We start from the raw sequence: 21,825 nt of genomic DNA on the forward strand, positions 1-21,825 counted from the left end.
GTGGTCTGCCCCTTGGTGTTTTTATGGTTGGGGCAGACCTTACACGATGTTTACAGGATTTTCTGCCCTGTTTTTGCCCAGTCCTTCATAAAGCCGTCGAGGCCCTTGTCAGTCAGGACATGAGAGGCCATCGCCTTGATCACATTCGGCGGCGCAGTGGCCACGTCTGCACCGATCAGGGCAGCGTCTTTCATGTGGTTGGCGGACCGGATCGACGCGGCCAGGATCTGCGTCTCGAACCCGTAATTGTCATAGATGGTGCGGATATCGCCGATCAGCTCCATGCCATCGATGTTGATGTCATCCAGACGCCCGATGAAGGGCGAAATGTAAGTCGCGCCAGCCTTGGCGGCCAGCAGTGCCTGGTTAGCAGAGAAGCACAGCGTCACGTTGGTCTGGAACCCTTCGCCGGTCAGGGTTTTGCAGGCCTTGAGCCCGTCCCAGGTCAGCGGCAGCTTGATGCAGATATTCTCAGCGATCTCTGCCAGCTTGCGGCCTTCTGCGATCATTGCATCGGCTTCCAGTGCCACCACCTCGGCAGAGACGGGGCCATCGACCATGGCGCAGATTTCGCGGGTCACTTCGATAATGTCACGGCCAGATTTCATGATCAGCGACGGGTTGGTGGTGACACCGTCGACCATCCCGATATCATTCAGTTCGGCGATGGCGTCCACTTCGGCGGAGTCGACAAAGAATTTCATTGGTCTATCCCTCAGGGGTTGATGGCGGGCTCGAGCGTGTCTTACCCCAGCTTCGAACCGGCGGAAAGCCCAACTATGATTGCGATAACATGAACGGCAAACAGGCAGAGCAGGAATATTTTGAAGAAGGCAGCCTTGTCGGCGTGCTGACCGCCGAGCCTTTGGACCGGGTTCTGGATTACAAGGCACCAGAGGGCGGGTGCTGGATGGGGGCTTTCGTGCAGGTGCCGCTTGGGCCGCGCAAGGTGCTTGGCGTGGTCTGGGGGGCAGGGCGCGGCGATTGGGATCCGGCAAAGATCCGCTCTGTTCTGAAGGTGTTGGACGTGGCCCCAATGCGCGCAGAGATGCGGGAGTTTCTTGCGCGTGTAGGGTCCTACACTCTGACGCCGCTGTCGCAGATGCTGCGGCTGGCCACCCGCGCGCCGGGGCTCGCGGACCCGCCCTCGATGCGCAAGCTTTACCGAATGGGCTATGGCGAACCCGATCGCATGACCGATGCCCGCACCCGCGTGATTGCGGTGCTGGAGGAATATGGCGGGGTCAGCTTCACGCTTGGCGAGCTGTCCGAGATGGCGGGCGTGACGTCCTCGGTCATCAAGGGGCTGGTGAAACAGGGCGTGGTGGAAGAGTTCGACACGCCACGCGACGCGCCCTACTTGCCGCTCGATCCAGAACGCGACGGAAAAGAGCTGACCGAGGCGCAGGCGGGGGCCGCTACTGCGATCTGCGAAGGCATCCGCGCGGGTCGCTATGGGACCACGTTGCTAAAAGGCGTCACCGGATCGGGTAAGACCGAGGTTTATCTGGAGGCGGTCGCGGAATGCCTGCGGCAGGGGCGGCAGGCATTGGTGCTGTTGCCAGAGATTGCCCTGACATCCGAGTTCCTGACCCGTGTAAAGGCCCGCTTCGGCGCGGAGCCCGCCGAATGGCATTCCGGCGTCACCATGACCGAACGCCGCCGCTGCTGGCGTATGGTGGGGCAGGGGGCCGCGCAGCTCATTGTGGGCGCGCGCTCGGCGCTCTACCTGCCGTTCCGCGACCTTGGGCTGATCGTCGTCGATGAGGAGCATGACACCTCCTACAAGCAGGAGGATGGCGCGCTCTACAATGCCCGCGACATGGCGGTACTTCGGGCCTCGTTGAATGACGCTCAGGTGGTGCTGGCTTCGGCCACGCCGTCACTGGAAAGCTGGTGGAACGCAGAATCGGGGAAATACACGCGGATCGACCTGACCGACCGGTTTGGGCTTGCGGTGATGCCGGACATGCGCGCGATCGACATGCGTGGGGAGGACCTGCCTGGGAACCGCTGGATTTCCCCGACCCTTCAAGGCGAGGTTCGGGCGCGGCTGCAAGTGGGCGAACAGGCTCTTTTGTTCCTCAACCGCCGGGGCTATGCGCCTGTCACCATCTGCCGTGCCTGCGGGGAGCAGGTGGGCTGCGACCATTGCGATGCGCGGATGGTGGAACACCGGTTCCTCAAACGGCTGATGTGCCACCAATGTGGAGAGACAAAGCCAATGCCAGAGGCCTGCCCGTCCTGCGGGGTCGAGGGCAAGATGGCTGCCGTCGGGCCGGGAGTGGAGCGGTTGGCCGAAGAGGCGGCGGCGCTGTTCCCAGAGGCCAAACAGGCGGTGCTGTCATCAGACCTGTTCGGGTCTGCCCGCGCGCTCAAGGCGCGGATCGCCGAGATCGCCGAGGGCGACACCGACGTCATAATCGGAACGCAGCTGGTGGCCAAGGGGCACAACTTCCCCCGGCTGACTTTGGTGGGCGTGATCGACGCCGATCTTGGCCTGCAAGGATCAGACCTGCGCGCGGCGGAGCGGACCTTTCAGCTGATGCGGCAGGTGGCGGGCCGCGCTGGCCGCGCGGAGAAACCGGGCACGGCCCTGTTGCAGAGCTTTCAGCCTGACCACCCGGTGATCCGTTCGATCCTGTCCGGGGATGAGGAGGGGTTCTGGCGGGCGGAGGCGGATGAGCGTCAGGCGACGGGGATGCCGCCTTTCGGGCGACTGGCAGGGATCGTGATCTCGGCGCCGGAGGCGGCGGCTGCGTTTGACCTTGGCACCCATCTGGCGCGGTCGGACGCCCCCATTCGGGCTATTGACGGACTGGTCTACGGCCCTGCGCCTGCGCCGATTGCGCGGATCAGGGGACGGCACAGGGTGCGACTGCTGGTGAAGGCCCCCAAGGGCGCACCGATTCAGACTGCGTTGCGGCAGTGGTTGGGGGGGCTGAAGCTGCCGAACAACCTGCGGGTGTCGGTGGATATCGACCCGCAGAGCTTTTACTGAGGGAATTTCGCCGCCTTACGGCGTTGATCCGCGGGGGTGAGCAGGTAGCAGCGCCATTGGTTCGAGCGCGCCTGCGAACGCTCCCCCCCGCACCCCCTGGAGTACTTCCGCCAAGAAGAAGCGGAGGTTCTAGCGCCCGCGGATCCTCGGGTCGAGCGCGTCGCGCAGCCCGTCGCCGATATAGTTCACGCTAAGCACGGTGAGCGAGATGGCGAGGCCCGGCCAGATCACCCGCTCGGGGTTGCGTTGCAGCCAGTCGGTACCGTCAAACAGCAGCCGCCCCCAGGTCGGGAAATCCGACGGGAAGCCAAGGCCCAGGAAGGACAGCGCGCTTTCGGTGATGATCGCGTTGGCGATGCCGAGAGTTGCCGACACCATGATTGGCGACAGCACATTGGGCAGAACGTGGCGGGTGATCATCCGATAGGGCGGTGTGCCGATCGATCTTGCGGCCAGCACGAACTCGCGCTCTTTCAGCGCCAGCACGTCGCCCCGCACAATCCTGGCGGTCTGCATCCAGCTGGTAATGCCGATGACGAAGACGATCAGGATGAAGATACCCTTTTCAGGCCCGAACTGCGCGCGCAGCGTGTCGCGGAAGAGCATGATGATGACCAGGAGCAGCGGCAGCAGCGGCAGTGCAAGGAACAGGTCTGTCAGGCGCATCAGAATGCCGTCAAGCCGTTTGAAATAGCCCGCCAGCACCCCAACCAGAGTACCCACGATCAGCGCCAGCAGCATCGCGGTCAGCCCCACCAAAAGCGAGGTTTGCCCACCGACCATGATCCGGGCCAGCGTATCGCGGCCCAACTGGTCGGTGCCCATGGGATGGGCCCAGGACGGGCCCTGGCTGCGGGCGCGGATGTCGATGTACTGCGCGTCCAGCGTCCAGAAAATCGGGCCAAGGAAGACGAAGATCAGCACGAAGATGAAGAAGGCCGCGCCGATCAGGGCGCCTTTGTGGGTTTTGAACTGGTCCCACACATCCCACCACTGGTTGCGGGGCTTTTGGTAGGTTTCCGCTTCGAGCGTGGTCAGATCAGTCATAGCGGATCCTCGGGTCAAGAATGCCGTAGAGCACATCGGCAATCAGGTTGAAGAGCACGATAAGCACCGCGAAGATGAAGGTCAGCGTCTGCACCGTGGGGATGTCGCCGCCCTGGATGGCGCCGATCAGCAGATGGCCAAGGCCATTCACCTTGAACACCTGCTCGGTGATGATGGCGCCGCCGAAGACCTGCGGCACGCCAAGGGCGATGACGGTCACAACCGGGATCATCGAATTGCGCAGCACGTGAACCATGACCACGACGCTTTCGGTCAGGCCCTTTGCGCGGGCGGTGCGGACATAATCCTGGTTGAGATTGTCCAGCATCGAGGCGCGCATGAAGCGGCTGATCTGGCTGGTGATCTGGAGCGCCAGCACCATTACCGGCAGGATCATCTGCTTGAGCTGAATAACGAAACTGTCCCAATCCACCACCACATGGGTGGTGTCATAGACAGACGGGAACCAACCCAGTTGCACCGCAAAGATCACGATCACCAGAACGCCCGAGAAGAAAGGGGGAACTGAGAAGCCGACCATGGTGATGAAGGTACCGGCCTGATCGAAGATCGAATACTGGCGGTAGGCCGAGTAGATGCCAATGGGCAGCGCAATCAGGATGCCGACCACATAGGCGGTGCCGACAACCCACAGGGTCTGGGGCATACGCTGCGCGATGATGTCGACAACGGGGCTGCGGGTTTGCCAAGAGATCACGCGGGTGCGGTCGCCATCGCCGATGGTCCAGCCGGTCCATTGTTCGATGAGGTTCAGCGGTTCGTTCACGAAGAACTGCTGCAGCCAAAGCGCGAAGCGGATGTGAATGGGTTCATCAAGGCCAAGCGAAGCCCGGATCTCGGCCCGCACCTCCGGCGGGATGGTCAGGGGCAGGCTGGCCGTGGGATCGGATGGGGCCAGATCGAGGATCAGGAAAATGATCAGGCTTATGAACAGAAGCGTCGGAATTGCCATGAGCAAGCGACGGATCGTGAAAGTCAGCATGGGCGGGCGCCTCGGTTCAGAAGTCTGTTTTACGTGGAGTCTTTGGGTGGCCGCACCCCCGAAGGGATGCGGCTGCGTTGATCAGGTCGCGATCAGTCGATGCGATACCATTCTGCGATGTTCCACAGCTCGGAGTCCCAGTCGGACATGCGCACACCGCCAAGAGTGTTTGCATGGGCCGAGACGCCGCCACGGTGGATCAGCGGGATGATCGAGTAGGACTGCATCAGCATGTCGTTCATCTCGCGCGCCAGGCGGCCACGCTCTTCGAGCGGTGCGGTCTGGCTCATCTCGGTGACGAGGGCGTCGTACTCTTCCGAGCAGAAGCGCTGGATGTTCGAGCCCTGCCACTGCGAGTCGGGGCCCGGGATCTCGTTACAACGCCAGTTGGCCATGTAGGCTTCGGGGTCCACACCAGCGAAGTTGTTGGTGTACATTTCCACGTCTGCATAGAACTTCTGGAAGGTGTCGGGCGACGCCGGGTCACCACCGAAGAACACGGACGCGTCGATGTTGCGAAGCTCGGCGTCGATGCCAATCTCGCTCCACCACTGCTTGATCAGCGCCTGAGTGTCCTGACGGACGGCGTTGGTCGAGGTCTGGTAGAGAACGCGAAGCGGCACACCGTTATATTCACGCACGCCATCACCGTCGGTGTCGAGGATACCCGCTTCATCGAGCAGCGCGTTGGCGCCGGCGATGTCCTGGGTCAGACAGCCATCATTGGCGGTGGAGGCATAGAGCGCCGGAGCCGGCAGCACGTTACAGGTGGGCTGACCGCCTGCGCCATAGCCAACTTCAACCAGCAATGCGCGGTCGATAGCCATGGACATCGCCTGACCGATGATCGGGTTGGTCAGGAACGGGTGCGGTCCGCCTTCTGCGGTCGAGCGTGCGTCGCCAAGGGCCGGATCGGGGTTGAACTGGTTGAGGTGCAGACGCTCAACCGACGTACCGAACGCGGTTACGACGGTTCCGATGCCATTGGCTTCCATCTCGGCCAGAAGGGTCGGGTCGATCTGGAGGTTCCAGGCGTAGTCGAATTCACCGGTTTCCAGAACCGAACGGGCCGCAGAAGCAGCGTCGCCGCCACCTTTGAACACCACGCGGGCGAAGGCCGGCTGGTCGGGGTTACGGTAGTGCTCGTTTGCCACGAAGGTGATCACGTCGTTCGGGCGGAATTCTTCCACGACGAACGGGCCGGTGCCGATCGGGCCAAAGTTGGCCTCGGTGCACTCGGGTGCGGCAGCGCCAAGGCAGTCAGCGAACTGCGCGGCCTGAATGATCGGGCTCTCGGAGCCGACGAAAGCAGTGTAGGGGAAGGGCTTGGGCGCCGCAAAGTTCACGCGAACGGTGCGGTCGTCAATGGCTTCCACGCTTTCCACGCCGTCAAAGTAGCTGGCCTGAGCACAGCCGCCTTCAGGGTGGGTACAGTACTGCCAGGTGAATACCGCGTCATTCGCGGTCACGGGCGTGCCGTCGGACCACAGCAGGCCCTCGCGCAGCGTCCATGTGATCGAGGTCAGGTCCTCGGCCACGCCGCCGTTTTCAACGGTCGGGATATCTTCGGCCATGAACGGCACAAGGTTGCCGTCGCTGTCGAAGCGAGCCATCGATTCCAGCACCAGCGAGGCGGACTCCACCTCTTTCGTGCCGCCCGAGAGGTACGGGTTCAGCGTCGAAGGCGCCTGCCAATAGATGATGTTGAGCTGGCCATCTGAGCCACGCTCGGCCATCGCGGCCACGGGGGCGAGGGCAAAAGCCGCCGCGGCCCCTAGCATGAGATGTCTTAACTTCATGTTGTCTCTCTCCTTGTTGGTCTCTTGAGCTCTTGTGACCTCATGGTCGTCGCCGCTTTTCGGCGATCTCATTGATTATACAGGTGGCAGGCGACGAAGCGTCCCGGTTCAATTTCACGGAACTCGGGGTCTTCCTGCTTGCAGATATCCATCACTTTCGGGCAGCGGGTGCAGAAGTTGCAGCCCTGCGGCGGGTTCGACGGGCTTGGCACATCACCTTGCAGAATGATGCGGTTGGCAGTGTCATGGGCCGCTGGATCCGGCTCCGGCACTGCCGACAGCAAGGCAACGGTATAGGGATGCTTGGGATCGTCGTAGAGCTCCTCGCGCGGGGCCAGTTCCACCACCTTGCCCAGATACATCACCGCCACCCGATCCGCGATATGGCGGACCATGGACAGATCGTGGCTGATGAACAGGTAGGTTAGCCCAAGCTCGGACTGCAGGTCTTCCAGAAGGTTCACAACCTGTGCCTGGATCGAGACGTCGAGGGCCGCAATCGGTTCGTCGCACACGATGAATTTCGGATTCAGCGCCAAGGCGCGGGCAATACCGATCCGCTGTCGCTGGCCGCCCGAGAACTCGTGCGGATAGCGATTAGCAAAGTCGCGGTTCAGGCCCACGGCATCCATCAACTCATAGATGCGATCCAACCGGGCTGCCTTGGACATTCTGGTGTGTTCGCGCAGCGGTTCGCCGATGATATCGGCGACAGACATGCGAGGATTGAGGCTGGCCTGAGGATCCTGGAACACCATCTGCATAACCGGGCGCATCTTTCGAAGATCGCCTTGCGACATGGTGGAGATATCGGTTTCGTCAATCGTGATCGTGCCAGCAGTCGGATCATAGAGCCGCAGAACCGCCCGCCCGCAGGTGGATTTCCCACAGCCGGATTCGCCCACTAGGCCAAGCGTCTCGCCCTCGTAAATATCGAAACTCACACCATCTACCGCCTTCACGTCACCGGTGTGGCGACGCAGCAGGCCGGTGTGGATCGGAAAGTACATCTTCAGCCCGTCGACCGAGACCAGCTTTTTTCGGGCGGCAGAATCAAACATCGCGCGGGCCTCCGGTTGCAGGATCCCAGAAGCAGGCCACGTCGTGAACCGGGCCGACAGAATAGCGCGCCGGATTTTCCTGTGCGCAGCGATCGAATGCGTGTTCGCAGCGGTCGCGGAACGGGCAGGCCGTGGGGTGGGCGCGCAGGATCGGCGGTTGCCCCTCGATCACCTCCAGCCGGTCGGCCCGTTCGCCGCGCACATGCGGCACGGTTTCGAGAAGAGCGCGGGTATAGGGGTGCTTGGGGTTGGAAAACAGTTCCCGCACCGGGGCATGTTCAACGACCTGACCACCATACATGACCAGTACACGATCAGCGATGCCGGCAATGACGCCAAGGTCATGGGTAATCCAGACCACCGCCATTCCCAGCTTGTCGCGCAGGTCTTTCATCAGTTCGAGGATCTGCGCCTGGATTGTCACATCAAGCGCCGTCGTGGGTTCATCCGCGATCAGTACCTTCGGATCACAGGCGAGCGCGATGGCAATCATCACACGCTGCCGCATACCGCCGGAAAACTGGTGCGGATAGTCTTTCAGCCGCCGCTCCGCGTCGGGGATGCCGACCAGTTCCAACAATTCCTTGGCCCGAACCCGGGCCTGAGCTTTCGACATACCCATGTGCTTGCGCAGAGGCTCCATCAACTGGAAGCCGACATTGAACACGGGGTTCAGTGAGGTCATGGGATCCTGAAAGACGAACCCGATCCGGGCGCCGCGCACAGCGCGCAACTGCTCATCCGTGGCGGTCAGCAGATCCTGACCTTCAAACATGACGCCGTCGCCCGTAACCACCGCAGGCGGCGCCGGGACAAGCCCAATCAGGGACATCATCGTGACGGATTTTCCAGAACCGCTTTCTCCGACAACCCCCAGAAGTTCCCCAGCCTTCAGGCTGAAGCTGACGTTGTTCACAGCGTGAACTTCCCCACGCCGGGTTTTGAAAACGGTCTTGAGGTCCTTGACATCAAGGACAGAGGGCTGTGCCCCATCAAGCATCACCAGACGCTCCTCACCGGTTGGACTTCGCCCCACCTCTAGACGGGTAGGTGCGTTCATTGGCGCTCACGGTATCAGGAAATTCACCCCCCGCAAGCGCTTTGACGCTGACCTTGCGTTCGATTTTGACCATGTGGGTAAACTTTGTGCAATTGTCTGGGATAGGCTTGACGAGGTGGCGGGGCAGGAACACGTTCACCCTCGACGCAGAAAGGACACGGCCCATGAGCACTGAGATGACATCACGTGACCTGTTGGAAAAACTGGTTTCGTTTCCGACGGTTAGCCGTGACAGCAACCTTGATTTGATTGATTGGGCAGAAGATTTTCTGACCGGCATCGGGGCGCGCTGTTTTCGCGACTACAATGAGGACAGGACCAAGGCGAGCCTCTATGCGCATATAGGGCCGGAGATTGATGGTGGTGTCATTCTGTCGGGCCATACCGACGTTGTGCCGGTTGACGGGCAGAACTGGTCCACCGATCCGTTCACCGTGGTGGAACGGGACGGAAAGTTGTTCGGGCGCGGTTGTTGCGACATGAAAGGCTTCGATGCGCTTGCGATGTCGGCGATGGCCAAGGCGGCAAAGCTGACCCTCAGAAAGCCCTTGCAGATATGCCTATCACGCGATGAAGAGATCGGTTGTACCGGCGCTCCCCCTATGATCCGGCACATGCAGGGGACCCTGCCGAAAGCGCAACTGGCGATCATTGGCGAGCCCACGATGATGCAGGCTGTTACCGGCCATAAGGGGGGAATCGGTTACGACACCCACCTGCGCGGCTTCGAGGTGCATTCTTCCATGATCGACGATGGTGTCTCTGCCATCATGGAAGGCGCCAAGTTGATCGACTGGGCCAACAAGATGAATGACGAGAACCGCGCGAAGGTGCCCCAAGGGGCCGATGCACTGTTCGACCCGCCCTTCACCACACTGCATGTGGGCATGATCGAGGGCGGCACCGCACATAATATCACCGCCAAAGACTGCCATTTCGTCATGTCCTTCCGCTGTGTGCCGGGGGAGTCGATGGATGACTGGGGTGCGCGCTATGAGGCCGAGGTGCGCCGGCTAGAAGCCCAGATGCAGAAGGTGCATCCCTCATGCTTCATCGCGATCGATCGCAGATGGGACGTGCCGGGCCTGAAGCCCGAGGAAAACGGCCCGGCAGAGGAACTTGTCCGTCGTCTGACCGGTGACAATGCCACCCATGTGGTCAGCTATGGCACCGAGGCAGGGCAGTTTCAGGACGGTGGCTATTCCGCCGTTGTCTGTGGCCCCGGTGATATTGCGCAGGCGCATCAGCCCGACGAATTCCTGACCGTAGAACAATTCGAAGCGGGAGAGCGCTTCATGGACAAGCTGCTGGAGACTCTCTGCGAATGACGGTCTTTCCGCTCGGGCTGCATCGGCCTGTCGAACATGCCGGCCCTCTGCCTGAGGCAGCGGATGTGGTGATTATTGGTGGCGGTGTCATCGGGGTGATGACGGCCTATTACCTTGCCGAAAAGGGTCTTCGCCCCGTGGTCCTCGAAAAGGGCCGGGTTGCAGCGGAACAAAGCAGCCGCAACTGGGGCTGGGTTCGGCAGCAGGGGCGCGACCCCGCAGAACTGCCGATCATGATGGAAGCGAACCGGCTGTGGAAAGCCCTTGCCGCCGAGGTGGGAGAAGACCTTGGCCTGAAGCAGTGCGGGCTGACCTATCTCGCAAAAACTGACTCCGAGATGGACGGATTCCAGGGCTGGCTGGATGAAGTGGCAGGATCGGGCGTGGATAGTCGCCTGCTAAGCGCCCGCGAAACCGCCGGTTTGCTGCCGGGCGGGCAGACGCCCTGGGCCGGTGCGTTGCACACGCCAAGCGACATGAAGGCCGAGCCCTGGATCGTGGTGCCCGCTCTGGCGCGGGCCGCCGTGCGCAAGGGTGCGGTGATCGTGGAACACTGCGCCGCAAGGCTGATCGATGTGGAGGCCGGAAAGGTTGCGGGCGTGGCCACCGAAAAGGGCCGCATCCGTGCGCCTGAGGTTGTGGTTGCGGGTGGGGCATGGTCGTCGCTGCTGCTGCGCCAGCATGGCATCCGTATCCCGCAACTGTCGGTCAAGGCCACGGTCGTGGCCACCAAGGCGCTGCCCGAAGTGCATGGCGGCGGCGCCACCGGGCAGAGCCTCGCGTTCCGCAGGCGCGACGACGGCGGCTACACGCTGGCCAACGGGGGATTTCATGAGATCTTCCTGGGCTGGGACGCGTTTCGCCATATGCCGAAGTATCTGCCGCAACTGCGCCGCGATCCCTGGGGCCGGGTCTATCACCCGACCGCCCCGCGCGGTTATCCCGATAGCTGGTTCACCCCACGCGTCTGGCGCGATGTGGATGAAACCCCGTTCGAGCGGATGCGTGTCCTGAATCCTGAACCGCATCGCAAGACGGTCGGCCGCCTGCTGCGTCAGTTTGGACAAGAGTTCCCTTCGCTCGGTCGGGTCGAGGGCGCGCTGGCTTGGGCGGGGATGATCGATACGATGCCGGATATCGTTCCAGTGGTGGATCGCGCTGCCAGCCTGCCGGGCTTGTCGATCTGCACCGGTATGTGCGGGCACGGCTTTGGTATCGGACCGGGTTTTGGCCGGGTCATGGCGTCGATGATCACCGGCGAGGAGCCGGGTCACGACCTGACACGCTTCCGCCTGTCGCGCTTCTCCGACGGCTCAAGGATTGAGCTCGGCCCGGATATATGACGCAATGTCCCGTCAGTTTGGCGGAACGGCCCCTTGTGGGCATTTGAACAATCGGTCAGGTTTCGCCTGAACCCATCATTGCTTTGGTAAGGAATCTGCGAATGCCCGTGAAGAATCGTCTTGCCGAACTTCTGCCCGAGATCACCGAATGGCGGCGTGACCTGCATGAGAACCCCGAGATCCTCTATGACCTGCCCCGCACCACGGCACTGGTCGAGGAAAAGCTGAAGGCGTTCGGCTGTGACGAGGTCGTGCCCGGTGTTGGCCGGTCGGGGGTGATCGGCGTGATCAAGGGCAAGTCCGATACCAAGGGCCGGGTGATCGGGCTGCGCGCTGATATGGACGCGCTGCCGATGGATGAAAAAACCGGCCTGCCCTATGCCTCCAAAACGTCCGGAAAGATGCATGCCTGCGGTCATGATGGTCATACGGCGATGCTGCTTGGCGCCGCCAAGTACCTGTCCGAGACGCGCAATTTCGACGGCACCGTGGTGCTGATCTTCCAGCCCGCCGAGGAAGGCGGGGCCGGAGGCAAGGCCATGGTTGACGATGGCATGATGGAACGGTGGGGCATCCAGGAAGTCTATGGGATGCACAATGAACCGGGCCTGCCCGTGGGCGAGTTCGGCGTCAGCCCCGGCCCGATCATGGCCGCTGCCGACGAGATCGAGATCACCATTCGCGGCCGTGGGGGCCACGCGGCGCAGCCCCACAACGTGATCGACCCCGTTCCCGCCGCCTGCGCCACCGTCATGGCCCTGCAAACCGTGGCCAGCCGCAACACGGACCCGATCAAATCCGTCGTGGTCTCGATCTGCGTGATGAACACTGAAAGCGCTGCGACCAACGTGATCGACGACGCGGTTCATCTGGCAGGAACCGTCCGCACGCTTGATGAAGATGTGCGCGACATGGCCGAGGTGCGGATCATCGAGATCGTGAACGCCACCGCCGCCGCCTATGGTTGCACCGCTGAGATCCAATATCACCGGGGCTATCCCGTGACCGTAAACCACGAGGAAAACGCCGAGATTGCAGCCGAGATCGCGCGCGCAGTGGCAGGCGACACCCGCGTCCGCTATGGCCGTCCTCCGCGTATGGGGGCCGAGGATTTCAGCTACATGCTGCGCGCCCGTCCCGGGGCCTTCATCAATGTGGGCAATGGCGACAGTGCCAAGGTTCACCACCCCGAATACAACTTTAACGATGAGGCGATCCCCTACGGGTGCAGCTTCTTCGCCGAACTCGTCGAACGACGAATGCCCGCCTGACATAAAGGAGCCCGCGCCATGCCCGTGAAAAACAGCCTTGCTGAAATGCAGCCCGAAATCGCGGGCTGGCGCCGTCACCTGCACCAGCACCCAGAACTGATGTACGAGGTGCATGAAACCGCCGCTTTCGTCGTGGACCGGTTGAAAGAGATGGGCGTCACAGACATCACCCCCGGCATCGGCAAGACCGGGGTCGTGGCCGTCATCAAGGGCAAGACCGACACCAAGGGCCGGGTGATCGGGTTGCGCGCCGATATGGACGCGCTGCCGATCCACGAGGCATCCGGTGTCGACTATGCCTCTCAGACACCGGGCAAGATGCACGCTTGCGGCCATGACGGGCACACTTCCATTCTGCTCGGGACTGCGAAGTACCTGGCTGAGACGCGGAATTTCGACGGCACCGTGGTGCTTATCTTTCAGCCCGCCGAGGAAGGCGGGGCTGGTGGCAAGGCTATGTGCGACGATGGCATGATGGACCGTTGGGGCATTCAGGAGGTCTATGGGCTTCACAACATGCCCGGCCTGCCCACGGGTGAATTCGCGATCCGGCCCGGAGCTTTGCTGGCGTCCTCAGATGAATTCGAGATCGTCGTGACCGGCAAAGGCGGCCATGCCGCTGCCCCGCATATGGCGGTGGATACCACGCTTGTGGCGTCCCAGATCGTGGTATCCCTGCATTCCATCGTGTCGCGCAATGTGGACCCGATCAAGCGCGTGGTGCTGACCGTAGGCACATTCGAAACCGACAGTACGGCTTCCAATGTTATTGCCCATTCTGCGCGTCTGAACGGCACCGTCCGCACGCTTGACCCGGAATACCGGACGATGGCCGAAGAACGGGTGCGCCAGGTGGCCGAATCTACCGCCGCTGCCTTTGGCGCCACGGCAGAGGTGACCTGGACGCCGGGCTACCCGGCCACGATCAACCACGAGGATGAAACCCGGTATGCCGCAGAGGCTGCCGCCGCTGTCGCGGGGCGGGTGATCGACGATGTCGATCCGATCATGCCGTCAGAAGATTTCGCCTACATGCTGGAAGAACGCCCCGGTGCCTATATCTTCCTTGGTAACGGCGATACGGCCATGTGCCATCACCCAGCCTATGTCTTCGACGATGATGCAATCCCTGCCGGGTGCAGCTTCTTCGCGGAACTCGTCGAACGCCGGATGCCGGCGAAATAGACCGAAACAGGAGAGACCCAATGCCCGTCAAAAACCGCTTCGCGGAACTGCTGCCCGAAATCACCGAGTGGCGGCGTGACATCCATGAAAACCCTGAGATCCTGTTTGAGACGCATCGGACCTCCGCACTTGTGGCTGAGAAGCTGAAGGAATTCGGCTGCGACGAGATCGTGACCGGCATCGGGCGCACGGGTGTTGTTGGTGTTATCAAGGGCAAGTCCGACAGCAGCGGCAAAGTCATCGGGCTGCGCGCCGATATGGATGCGCTGCCGATGAATGAGGAAACCGGTCTGCCCTATGCCTCCAAGACACCGGGCGCAATGCATGCCTGCGGCCATGATGGCCACACGGCGATGTTGCTTGGCGCCGCGAAATACCTTTCTGAGACCCGGAATTTCGATGGCACCGTGGTGGTCATCTTCCAGCCCGCCGAAGAAGGCGGCGGCGGCGGCAAGGAGATGTGCGACGATGGTATGATGGACCGCTGGAACATCCAGGAGGTGTATGGGATGCACAACTGGCCTGGCCAGCCCGTCGGCAGGTTCGCCATCCGCTCCGGCGCGTTTTTCGCCGCGACGGATCTGTTCGAAATCACCGTTACGGGTCGCGGCGGCCACGGCGCGAAACCACATGAAACCATCGACCCGACGGTGACGGCGGCGCAGGTCGTGACGATGCTGCAAACCATCGCCAGCCGCAATGCCGACCCGGTGGAAAACATCGTCGTGTCTGTGACTTCGATCGAAAGCAGTTCCAAGGCGTTCAACGTGATCCCGCAAAGCGTGCATCTGAAGGGCACTGTTCGCACCATGTCGCCCGAGATGCGCGATCTGGCAGAAACGCGCCTGACTGCGATTGCCGAACAGGTCAGCGCCGCCATGGGCGGCAGCGCCGAGGTGCGATACCAGCGCAATTATCCGGTGATGGTGAACCACCCCGAGCAAACCGAATTCGCCGCCGAAGTGGCGACTGCCGTTTCTGGCGGTTGCGATGAAGCGCCGTTGGTCATGGGCGGCGAGGATTTCGCCTTCATGCTGGAGGAGCGCCCCGGTGCCTATATCCTCGTCGGCAATGGCGATACAGCGGCGGTGCATCACCCGGAATACAATTTCACGGATGAGGCGATACCAGCAGGTTGCAGCTGGTGGGCCGAGATCGTGGAACGCCGGATGCCGGCGGCCTGACGCGCATGTGGGAGGACCGATACAGATCGGCCGGGGACTATCTGTTCGGTATCACCCCTGCCGGGTTTCTGACCGACAATCCCGGCTGGATGCAGCCGGCGCAGCGCGCGCTTTGTGTCGCGGACGGTGAGGGGCGCAATTCCGTGCATCTTGCCGAGCGGGGGTTGGAGGTCTCGGCCTTCGACATGGCCCCTACGGCGGTGGAACGGGGCCGGGCCCTGTCGGCTGCGAAGGGCGTGGTGGTGGATTACCATGTTTCGGACTGGGCCGGGTGGGACTGGTCTCGGACCTATGATCTGGTGGTCGCGATCTTCATCCAGTTCGCCGATCCCGCCGCCCGGGTGGGTCAGTTCGCGGATCTGCGCCGTGCCGTGGCCCCAGGGGGCGTGCTGATGCTGCATGGATACACGCCGGAACAGGTCGACTACGGCACCGGAGGGCCGGGCAACCGGGCGCATATGTACACAGCCGATCTGTTGCGAGAGGCGTTCGGGGATTGGCAGGTGGAGCGGCTCGCCGCCTATGAACGTGATGTTCAGGAAGGCCGGGGCCATTCCGGGCGCTCGGCGCTCATTGACCTGATCGCGCGCAAGCCCGCCTGATCAGCCGCCCGTGTGGCTCATGTGGCGGGTCATCTGGCCGTCTACCTTTTGCCGGGAATAGTCGAAATCATGGCCCTTTGGCTTCAGCGCGATGGCCGCGCGAATGGCGTCCTCCAACACCGCATTATCCTCTGACGCGCGCAGCGGCGCACGCAGATCGGCCATGTCTTCCTGTCCGAGGCACATGTAAAGCTCACCCGTGCAGGTCAGCCGCACCCGGTTGCAGCTTTCGCAGAAGTTATGCGTGAGCGGCGTGATGAAGCCGATCTTCTGGCCGGTTTCCTCGATCTTAACATATCGGGCCGGGCCGCCTGTGCGTTCTGCCAGATCGGTCAGCGTATAGCGTTCCGCAAGGCGCGCGCGCAGATCCTTGAGGCTCCAATACTGATCCAGCCGGTCTTCGTTGCCCAGGTCACCCATTGGCATGACTTCGATCCAGGTCAGGTCCATGTCACGGCTCGCGCACCAATCCTGAATGGTGAACAGCTCCTCCTCGTTGAAGCCCTTCAGCGCCACCGCATTGATCTTAACCCGCAATCCGGCCTTCTGTGCCGCGTCGATGCCGTTCAGCACCTGCGGCAGGCGACCCCAACGGGTGATATCGGCAAACTTTTTCTCGTCCAGCGTGTCGAGTGAGACATTCACCCGCCGCACCCCCGCCGCATACAGCTGATCTGCGAAGCGGCTTAGCTGGCTGCCATTGGTGGTCAGCGTCAGTTCTCGCAGCGCGCCACTGTCCAGATGCCTGGTCATGGAGTCAAAGAACGTCATGATCCCCTTGCGCACCAAGGGTTCGCCGCCGGTGATCCGCAGTTTCTTCACGCCGAGCCGGATGAAGGAGGAACACATGCGATCCAGTTCCTCCAGTGTCAGAAGCTCTTTCTTCGGCAGGAAGGTCATGTTTTCGGCCATGCAATAGACACAGCGAAAATCGCAACGGTCGGTAACCGAGACGCGCAGATAGTCAATTGCGCGGGCGAACGGGTCGATCAGGGGGGCGGGTGTGTCCATGTGAATAAGGTAGTTTGCGAAGGCAGGCGCGGCAAGCGTTGATGCGTATGAAAATTGCGCCTAGGCTTCGCGTTATGACACAGATCATTCGCGCCATATTGGCCTTCACCCTCATCGCCTCGCTTGCCGGGTGCGGTGGTGGGTTCCGTCCCTTGTCTTTCCTCAACCGCGATAGGGCCGCAAGTGCAGTGCCGCCGCCTATTGTCGCCAGCGAAACGGTTGACGCGGAAGCGGCGGACGATGCTGCCGATACATCGGAAGACACGCCAGAGGCGGTGCCGGCCTCGGGTAATCTGGGCACGACCATTGCCTCGCTTGGTGATCCGACGCAGCCGGGATTGTGGCTGGAAACTCCGCTGGTCACCTCTGAGATTCTGGGTCGGCTGGAGGCTGAGAACGGATCGTCCGTAGAGGTAACTCTGCGCCCGAGCGGCGGCGCACCGGGGTCCGGCAGCCGCATCTCGATCATGGCCATGCAGGCTTTGGGCCTTGGGCTGACGGATCTGCCGACACTGACGGTCATTGCTGGCGGCTGAGATGTACCTGCGTCTGTTCCGGGCAGAGGCCCGGTGGGAAGATCTGCGGGCAGGCTTTCGATGGGATATCCCCGAGCGGATGAATATCGCGCGGCTCTGCTGTGACGACTGGGCATCGGCGCGACCCGATCAGGTGGCGATCATTCACCTGGGCCAGGATGGCAGCCGGCAGGAATGGACCTATGGCCAGCTCAAACGGGGCTCGGACGGGTTAGCCGTAGCATTGGCTGCAAAGGGCGTGCGTCGGGGCGACCGGGTGGCGGTGCTTTTGGCGCAGCATCCCCTTGTTCTGCTCACCCATATGGCGGTGATGAAGCTGGGGGCCGTCGTGCTGCCGCTGTTTACTTTGTTCGGTGAAGACGCGCTGCGCTATCGCCTGTCAGACAGCGGTGCCAAGGCGGTGGTGACGGACCCTGTGAACCTGGATCGCGTGGTGGCGTTGCAGCCAGATCTGCCGGAACTGGAGGTTGTGATCTCGACCGGGGCCGCGCCCGCGCCAATCCTGTCGCTGCCCGATCTGATCGAGACGCCCGCGCGCGGATTTGTTCCAGCCGACACTCTGGCCGAGGATCCGGCGATGATGATCTACACCTCGGGCACCACGGGCGACCCCAAGGGCGTGCTGCACGCGCATCGGTTCCTCTACGGTCATCTGCCCTGCATGGAGATTAGCCAGGGCCTGTTCCCGCGTGTCGGCGATGTGGGCTGGACGCCCGCGGACTGGGCCTGGATCGGCGGCTTGATGGATATGGCTATCCCTTGTCTTTACTATGGAATCCCGCTGATCAGCCACCGCTTTGCCAAGTTCGAGCCAGAGGCCGCGTATCGATTGCTGGCGGCAGAGCGGGTGACAAATGCTTTCATTCCGCCGACGGCCCTGCGGCTGATGAAACAGGCCCCGGTGGGGCAGGGGCAGGGGCTGTGCCTGCGCGCGGTCAGTTCCGGGGGCGAGCCTCTGGGCGCGGATATGCTGGAATGGGGCGAGGCGCGGCTCGGGGCGGAGATCAATGAGCTCTACGGGCAGACAGAGGCCAACCTGATCGTTGCGGCGCGGTCCGCGATGATGACCCGTGTTCCGGGCGCGATGGGGCTGCCGGTGCCGGGGCACGAGGTGCGGCTTCTGGGCGCGGATGACCGGGAAACCGGTACGGGCGAGGTAGGGGAGGTCTGCTTGAAGATGCCCGACCCGGTGGCCTTCCTGCGCTATTGGAACAAGCCGGAAGCAACGGAAAAGAAAGTGAAAAACGGCTGGCTGCGGACCGGAGACCTGGCCACGCGCGGGGCCGATGGACAGATCACCTTCCACGCCCGCGACGATGATGTGATCACCTCTGCGGGCTACCGGATTGGGCCGAGCGAGATCGAGGCAGCACTGGTGCGGCATCCGGATGTGCTGATGGCCGCCGTGGTGGGGGAGCCAGATCCGATCCGCACAGAGATCGTCGTGGCGCATGTGGTTTTGCGCGATGGTGCGGATTGGGAGGGGATGGAAGAGGCCCTGAAAACATTGGTGCGAGAGCGTGTCTCGGCCCATCTGGTGCCGCGCAAGGTGGTCCGGGCCGAGAGCCTGCCGATGACCGCCACAGGCAAGATCATGCGCCGCGCTTTGCGGGGTCAGTGAGGCGAAAATCAGGGGGGTGCCATGCGTACACCCCCTGTGCACCCCCGTACACCCCCCGTGCATACGGAATGAGGGAATGGGTCTGGGTATATGTTTGGCAATAGGGTTGACAGAAGCCGGAAGCCGAAGTGGTGTGTGGATGACGCGGCCGCTCGGTTAGAGTAATTTGGATGCGCCGCAAGGAGGGCCAACGTGGCAGGGCACCCAATTCGACGACTTGGTTCGGGCGGTTTCCATGAGGGTGAATATTTCGGGATGATGATATTGGATATTTCGAGGCGATTTCTCCGATGGGTACGTGACGGAGCGACAGTTCTGCGAGTGTGTATATCAGGAGCTATCTGCATCGCGTTGATTTGTGCATCAAGTCTAGTTCAAGAACTGAGACTTCTTTTTGTTTGGATATCTCTTCCCTTCGCTGGCTTCTTTTTCTTCTCCATATTTTTTTCGCTATCTGCTTATCGCGGTGACTTGGCCTCTTCCTATTTGATTGGTCAGGGAGAGGAACAAAAGAGAATAAGGGTGTTCTATTCAAATGTGATCAATCCTGACGGGGATATCGGCCCAACAGGCTTTTTCGTCGTTAAGGAGCTGAGGTCAAAATTGATTGCTGACGCGAGAGTTACTTTCAATGGCAAAGGCGAGTAAGCCAACTATCGTAGGGTGGACTGTTCTGCCCATCCTATGGGGGCGATGGAGGCTTGACTGCCGGCAACACACCGGTTTCGCCGCCTCAGGCGTCGACCCGCGAGCGGCTCTCGTCAGGCGCCTCTGGCGCCCTCCTCGGGCCGCGTTGCCACGGATGTCTGGTGAGGGAGTCGCGCCGCTGGGCGGGGGTGCAGTTGGATGGGTCTGGATGCCTCCGGCGGAGGTATTTGTCACCAAGATGAAAGAGGAGGGGGGCAGGCATGTCGCTGCGCGCGGTCAGTGCACCATCTTCTTGATCCGCCGAGTCATCAGCCAGACGCCTGCGATCACCGGCAGGACGAGGGCGGCGGTGACCCAGGGTTTTTCGATGCCGAATTCGTAGGCCACGGGGGCCAGAAGGTAGCTGAGCAGGCTGACGGCGTAGTAGCTGATCGCGACGACTGAGAGCCCTTCGACCGTTTCCTGCAGGCGCAGTTGCAGGGCGGCGCGGCGGTCCATGCTTTCCAGCAGATCCTGGTTCTGGGCGGAGCGGCCAACCTCGACCTTGGTGCGCAGAAGCTCCCCGGCGCGGAAGGCGCGGTCGGTCATCGAGCGGAGCCGGGTTTCGGTGCTTTTGACCGTGCGCATGGCGGGGTCAAACCGGCGCAGCATGAATTCGGCAAAGGTCTGACGCCCTGAGAAGCGTTCTTCACGCAGCACCTCAATGCGCTGGTGCACGATGGCCTCATAGGCGCCGGTTGCGCCGAAACGGAAGGAGGCGCGGGACATGAGGTTCTCAAGCTCGGTGGCATAGGTCAGAAGCTGGTCGAGCTGTTGATCCGGCGCGGTGCTGTCACCGGTCATGTCACGCAGAAGCGCCGAGAGGCCCGAGTCGATCTGTGCCATGCGGGCGTTGAGCTCGCCTGCCTTGGGAAAGCCGAGCATCGCCATGGCCTTGTAGGTCTCAATCTCGCACAGGCGCTGAACGATGCGGCCAATTCGCGAGGGGCCCGCTTCTGACCCCGGAAAGATGGCAAAGCGCATATGGCCCGCTGGGTCGATGCGGAAATCGCTGGCGAGCACCGCGTTGCCGTCGAGCACCCGGTTCGCGGCGAGGCTTTCGGGTTCGAACCAGTCCCTGAGACAGGCGGATATGGCGTCATCATCCGTGATGCATTCGGATATGCGGAAATGGGCCGAGGTGATGCGGGGGCCGGGGGCGGCGGCCATCCAGTCCTCGGGAAAGAGATCCCAGATCGCTGAATCGAAGGGGCGGTCAGAGAGCCCCTCGCCATGAACCAGGTAGGTTACGAATTCGGTGTGCTGTTCCCACTTGAGGTGATAGCGCCCGAGTTTGCCGGAAAAATGCGTGGCGCCGGGCTTGGGATGCTGGGCGTCGTAGCGGTCGAGCAGGGCGATCAGATGGGCGCGGTCGGCATCCCTGTCGCGGGCGGCGGCGTTTTTTTCGGGCTTGAGCGCGATAATCGCGGCCTGGCTGCCATGGCTGATCGACGGGAAGGGCCGCGCATGCAGCTCATTCGCCAGATCATAGCGCAGGGGGTGGTCGGGAAAGCTGGGCATGGGTGGTCCTTCGGCGCGGTTGTCTAGCGATAGCCGGTCTGGCGGGGTTTTCAAGAATAAAATGAATGAAAATAATGGGTTGGGCGTGTGCAACGGTATACTTTGCGGGCTAACCCCCGGTGGGTGACGGAAAAATTGGCACAAGTTGGATGACGTAAGGTCAGATGGTCGCGCCGATGAGGCGTGTTGCCGTGTCGTAAATGCGCCCTGCGGCGTCCGTTCCGTTGTAGCCGGGCGAAACGCACTGTAAAACCGCGTGCAACGCCCGGGCAACGGGATCAAAGGGAAAGGGGATCAGTGTGAAGATAGGCGCTCCCAAGGAGATTGAAGCGGGTGAGAATCGCGTTGCGATGACACCGGACAGTGCCGCGCAGCTGCAGAAATTGGGCTATGAGTGCCTGATCGAGGCTGGCGCAGGTGCGAATGCAGGTTTTGCGGATGCCGATTACGAGGCGGCCGGTGTGACCGTGGTTAAGACCGCGGCGGCGCTTTGGAAAGAGTCTGACATTATTGCGAAGGTTCGCATTCCGAATGCCACTGAGCTGAAGCGGCTGACGTCTGATAA

18 protein-coding genes and 1 pseudogene are annotated in these 21,825 nt (G+C 61.9%); 11 read left to right on the forward strand and 8 right to left on the reverse strand.

The annotated features are described in order from the left end of the window. Positions 1–50 precede the first annotated feature (50 nt). Entirely contained in the window at positions 51–704 is a 654-nt protein-coding gene (gene fsa, locus ACROHD_RS16230) for a fructose-6-phosphate aldolase (protein WP_432679354.1), read from the reverse strand. Positions 705–793: 89 nt separating this feature from the next. Here fsa and ACROHD_RS16235 point away from each other — a divergent pair, with 89 nt between their 5' ends. Continuing rightward, positions 794–3,001 carry a primosomal protein N' gene (locus tag ACROHD_RS16235; RefSeq protein ID WP_432679356.1) on the forward strand — a complete coding sequence of 736 codons (2,208 nt, stop codon included), beginning with the start codon at positions 794–796 and terminating at the stop codon, positions 2,999–3,001. A 129-nt stretch (positions 3,002–3,130) separates the two neighbouring features. Here ACROHD_RS16235 and ACROHD_RS16240 read toward each other — a convergent pair whose 3' ends face one another. From ACROHD_RS16240 to ACROHD_RS16260, 5 genes are all read right to left on the reverse strand, one after another. Beyond that, positions 3,131–4,048 carry an ABC transporter permease gene (locus ACROHD_RS16240; protein WP_420397183.1) on the reverse strand — a complete coding sequence of 306 codons (918 nt, stop codon included), beginning with the start codon at positions 4,046–4,048 and terminating at the stop codon, positions 3,131–3,133. Beyond that, complete coding sequence (locus ACROHD_RS16245; protein ID WP_432679359.1) at positions 4,041–5,051, reverse strand: ABC transporter permease; 1,011 nt, start codon at positions 5,049–5,051, stop codon at positions 4,041–4,043. The genes ACROHD_RS16240 and ACROHD_RS16245 overlap by 8 nt, the downstream gene beginning before the upstream one ends. 92 nt (positions 5,052–5,143) lie before the next feature. Then, the gene (locus ACROHD_RS16250) at positions 5,144–6,850 is read right to left on the reverse strand and encodes a peptide ABC transporter substrate-binding protein (protein ID WP_432679361.1); all 1,707 of its coding nucleotides are present in this window, start codon (positions 6,848–6,850) and stop codon (positions 5,144–5,146) included. Between the two features lie 68 nt (positions 6,851–6,918). Then, positions 6,919–7,911, reverse strand: coding sequence for an ABC transporter ATP-binding protein (locus tag ACROHD_RS16255; protein WP_432679363.1), 993 nt, complete (start codon positions 7,909–7,911; stop codon positions 6,919–6,921). Next, on the reverse strand, positions 7,904–8,911 hold the full coding sequence (locus ACROHD_RS16260; RefSeq protein WP_432679387.1) for an ABC transporter ATP-binding protein: 1,008 nt from the start codon (positions 8,909–8,911) through the stop codon (positions 7,904–7,906). The genes ACROHD_RS16255 and ACROHD_RS16260 overlap by 8 nt, the downstream gene beginning before the upstream one ends. A 224-nt stretch (positions 8,912–9,135) precedes the next feature. Between ACROHD_RS16260 and argE the strand changes: the two genes are divergently transcribed. From argE to ACROHD_RS16290, 6 genes are all read left to right on the forward strand, one after another. Then, a complete protein-coding gene (gene argE / locus ACROHD_RS16265) occupies positions 9,136–10,299 on the forward strand; it encodes an acetylornithine deacetylase (protein WP_432679365.1) in 1,164 nt (387 codons plus the stop codon). After that, on the forward strand, positions 10,296–11,642 hold the full coding sequence (locus ACROHD_RS16270; protein WP_432679367.1) for an NAD(P)/FAD-dependent oxidoreductase: 1,347 nt from the start codon (positions 10,296–10,298) through the stop codon (positions 11,640–11,642). Before argE ends, ACROHD_RS16270 begins: the two co-directional genes overlap by 4 nt. Before the next feature lie 101 nt (positions 11,643–11,743). After that, complete coding sequence (locus tag ACROHD_RS16275) at positions 11,744–12,913, forward strand: M20 aminoacylase family protein (protein ID WP_432679369.1); 1,170 nt, start codon at positions 11,744–11,746, stop codon at positions 12,911–12,913. A gap of 18 nt (positions 12,914–12,931) precedes the next feature. Next, positions 12,932–14,098 (forward strand): M20 aminoacylase family protein, encoded by a 1,167-nt coding sequence (locus tag ACROHD_RS16280; protein WP_432679371.1) that lies wholly within the window; start codon positions 12,932–12,934, stop codon positions 14,096–14,098. Positions 14,099–14,118: 20 nt separating this feature from the next. After that, a complete protein-coding gene (locus ACROHD_RS16285) occupies positions 14,119–15,282 on the forward strand; it encodes a M20 aminoacylase family protein (RefSeq protein ID WP_432679373.1) in 1,164 nt (387 codons plus the stop codon). Next, entirely contained in the window at positions 15,243–15,884 is a 642-nt protein-coding gene (locus ACROHD_RS16290; protein ID WP_432679375.1) for a class I SAM-dependent methyltransferase, read from the forward strand. The genes ACROHD_RS16285 and ACROHD_RS16290 overlap by 40 nt, the downstream gene beginning before the upstream one ends. Here the strand turns inward: ACROHD_RS16290 and moaA are convergent, their stop codons facing one another. After that, positions 15,885–16,895, reverse strand: a complete 1,011-nt coding sequence (gene moaA / locus ACROHD_RS16295; protein ID WP_432679377.1) for a GTP 3',8-cyclase MoaA — start codon at positions 16,893–16,895, stop codon at positions 15,885–15,887. Positions 16,896–16,969: 74 nt separating this feature from the next. On the opposite strand from moaA, the gene ACROHD_RS16300 reads away from it, so the two are divergent. The 3 genes from ACROHD_RS16300 (at position 16,970) to ACROHD_RS16310 (ending at position 19,700) form a co-directional block, all read left to right on the forward strand. Beyond that, positions 16,970–17,431 carry a D-galactarate dehydratase gene (locus ACROHD_RS16300; RefSeq protein ID WP_432679379.1) on the forward strand — a complete coding sequence of 154 codons (462 nt, stop codon included), beginning with the start codon at positions 16,970–16,972 and terminating at the stop codon, positions 17,429–17,431. A gap of 1 nt (position 17,432) precedes the next feature. Further along, positions 17,433–19,052, forward strand: a complete 1,620-nt coding sequence (locus ACROHD_RS16305; RefSeq protein WP_432679381.1) for an AMP-binding protein — start codon at positions 17,433–17,435, stop codon at positions 19,050–19,052. 192 nt (positions 19,053–19,244) lie between these two features. Then, positions 19,245–19,700 carry a hypothetical protein gene (locus tag ACROHD_RS16310; protein WP_432679383.1) on the forward strand — a complete coding sequence of 152 codons (456 nt, stop codon included), beginning with the start codon at positions 19,245–19,247 and terminating at the stop codon, positions 19,698–19,700. A gap of 276 nt (positions 19,701–19,976) precedes the next feature. On the opposite strand, the gene ACROHD_RS16315 is transcribed toward ACROHD_RS16310, so the two are convergent. Next, positions 19,977–21,260, reverse strand: coding sequence for a DUF3422 family protein (locus ACROHD_RS16315; RefSeq protein ID WP_432679385.1), 1,284 nt, complete (start codon positions 21,258–21,260; stop codon positions 19,977–19,979). A 299-nt stretch (positions 21,261–21,559) separates the two neighbouring features. Here ACROHD_RS16315 and ACROHD_RS16320 point away from each other — a divergent pair. Next, positions 21,560–21,825, forward strand: a pseudogene (locus ACROHD_RS16320) (Re/Si-specific NAD(P)(+) transhydrogenase subunit alpha); the annotation flags it as partial.

This window comes from Nioella aestuarii (genome assembly GCF_050896395.1).
GTDB lineage: Bacteria > Pseudomonadota > Alphaproteobacteria > Rhodobacterales > Rhodobacteraceae > Nioella > Nioella aestuarii.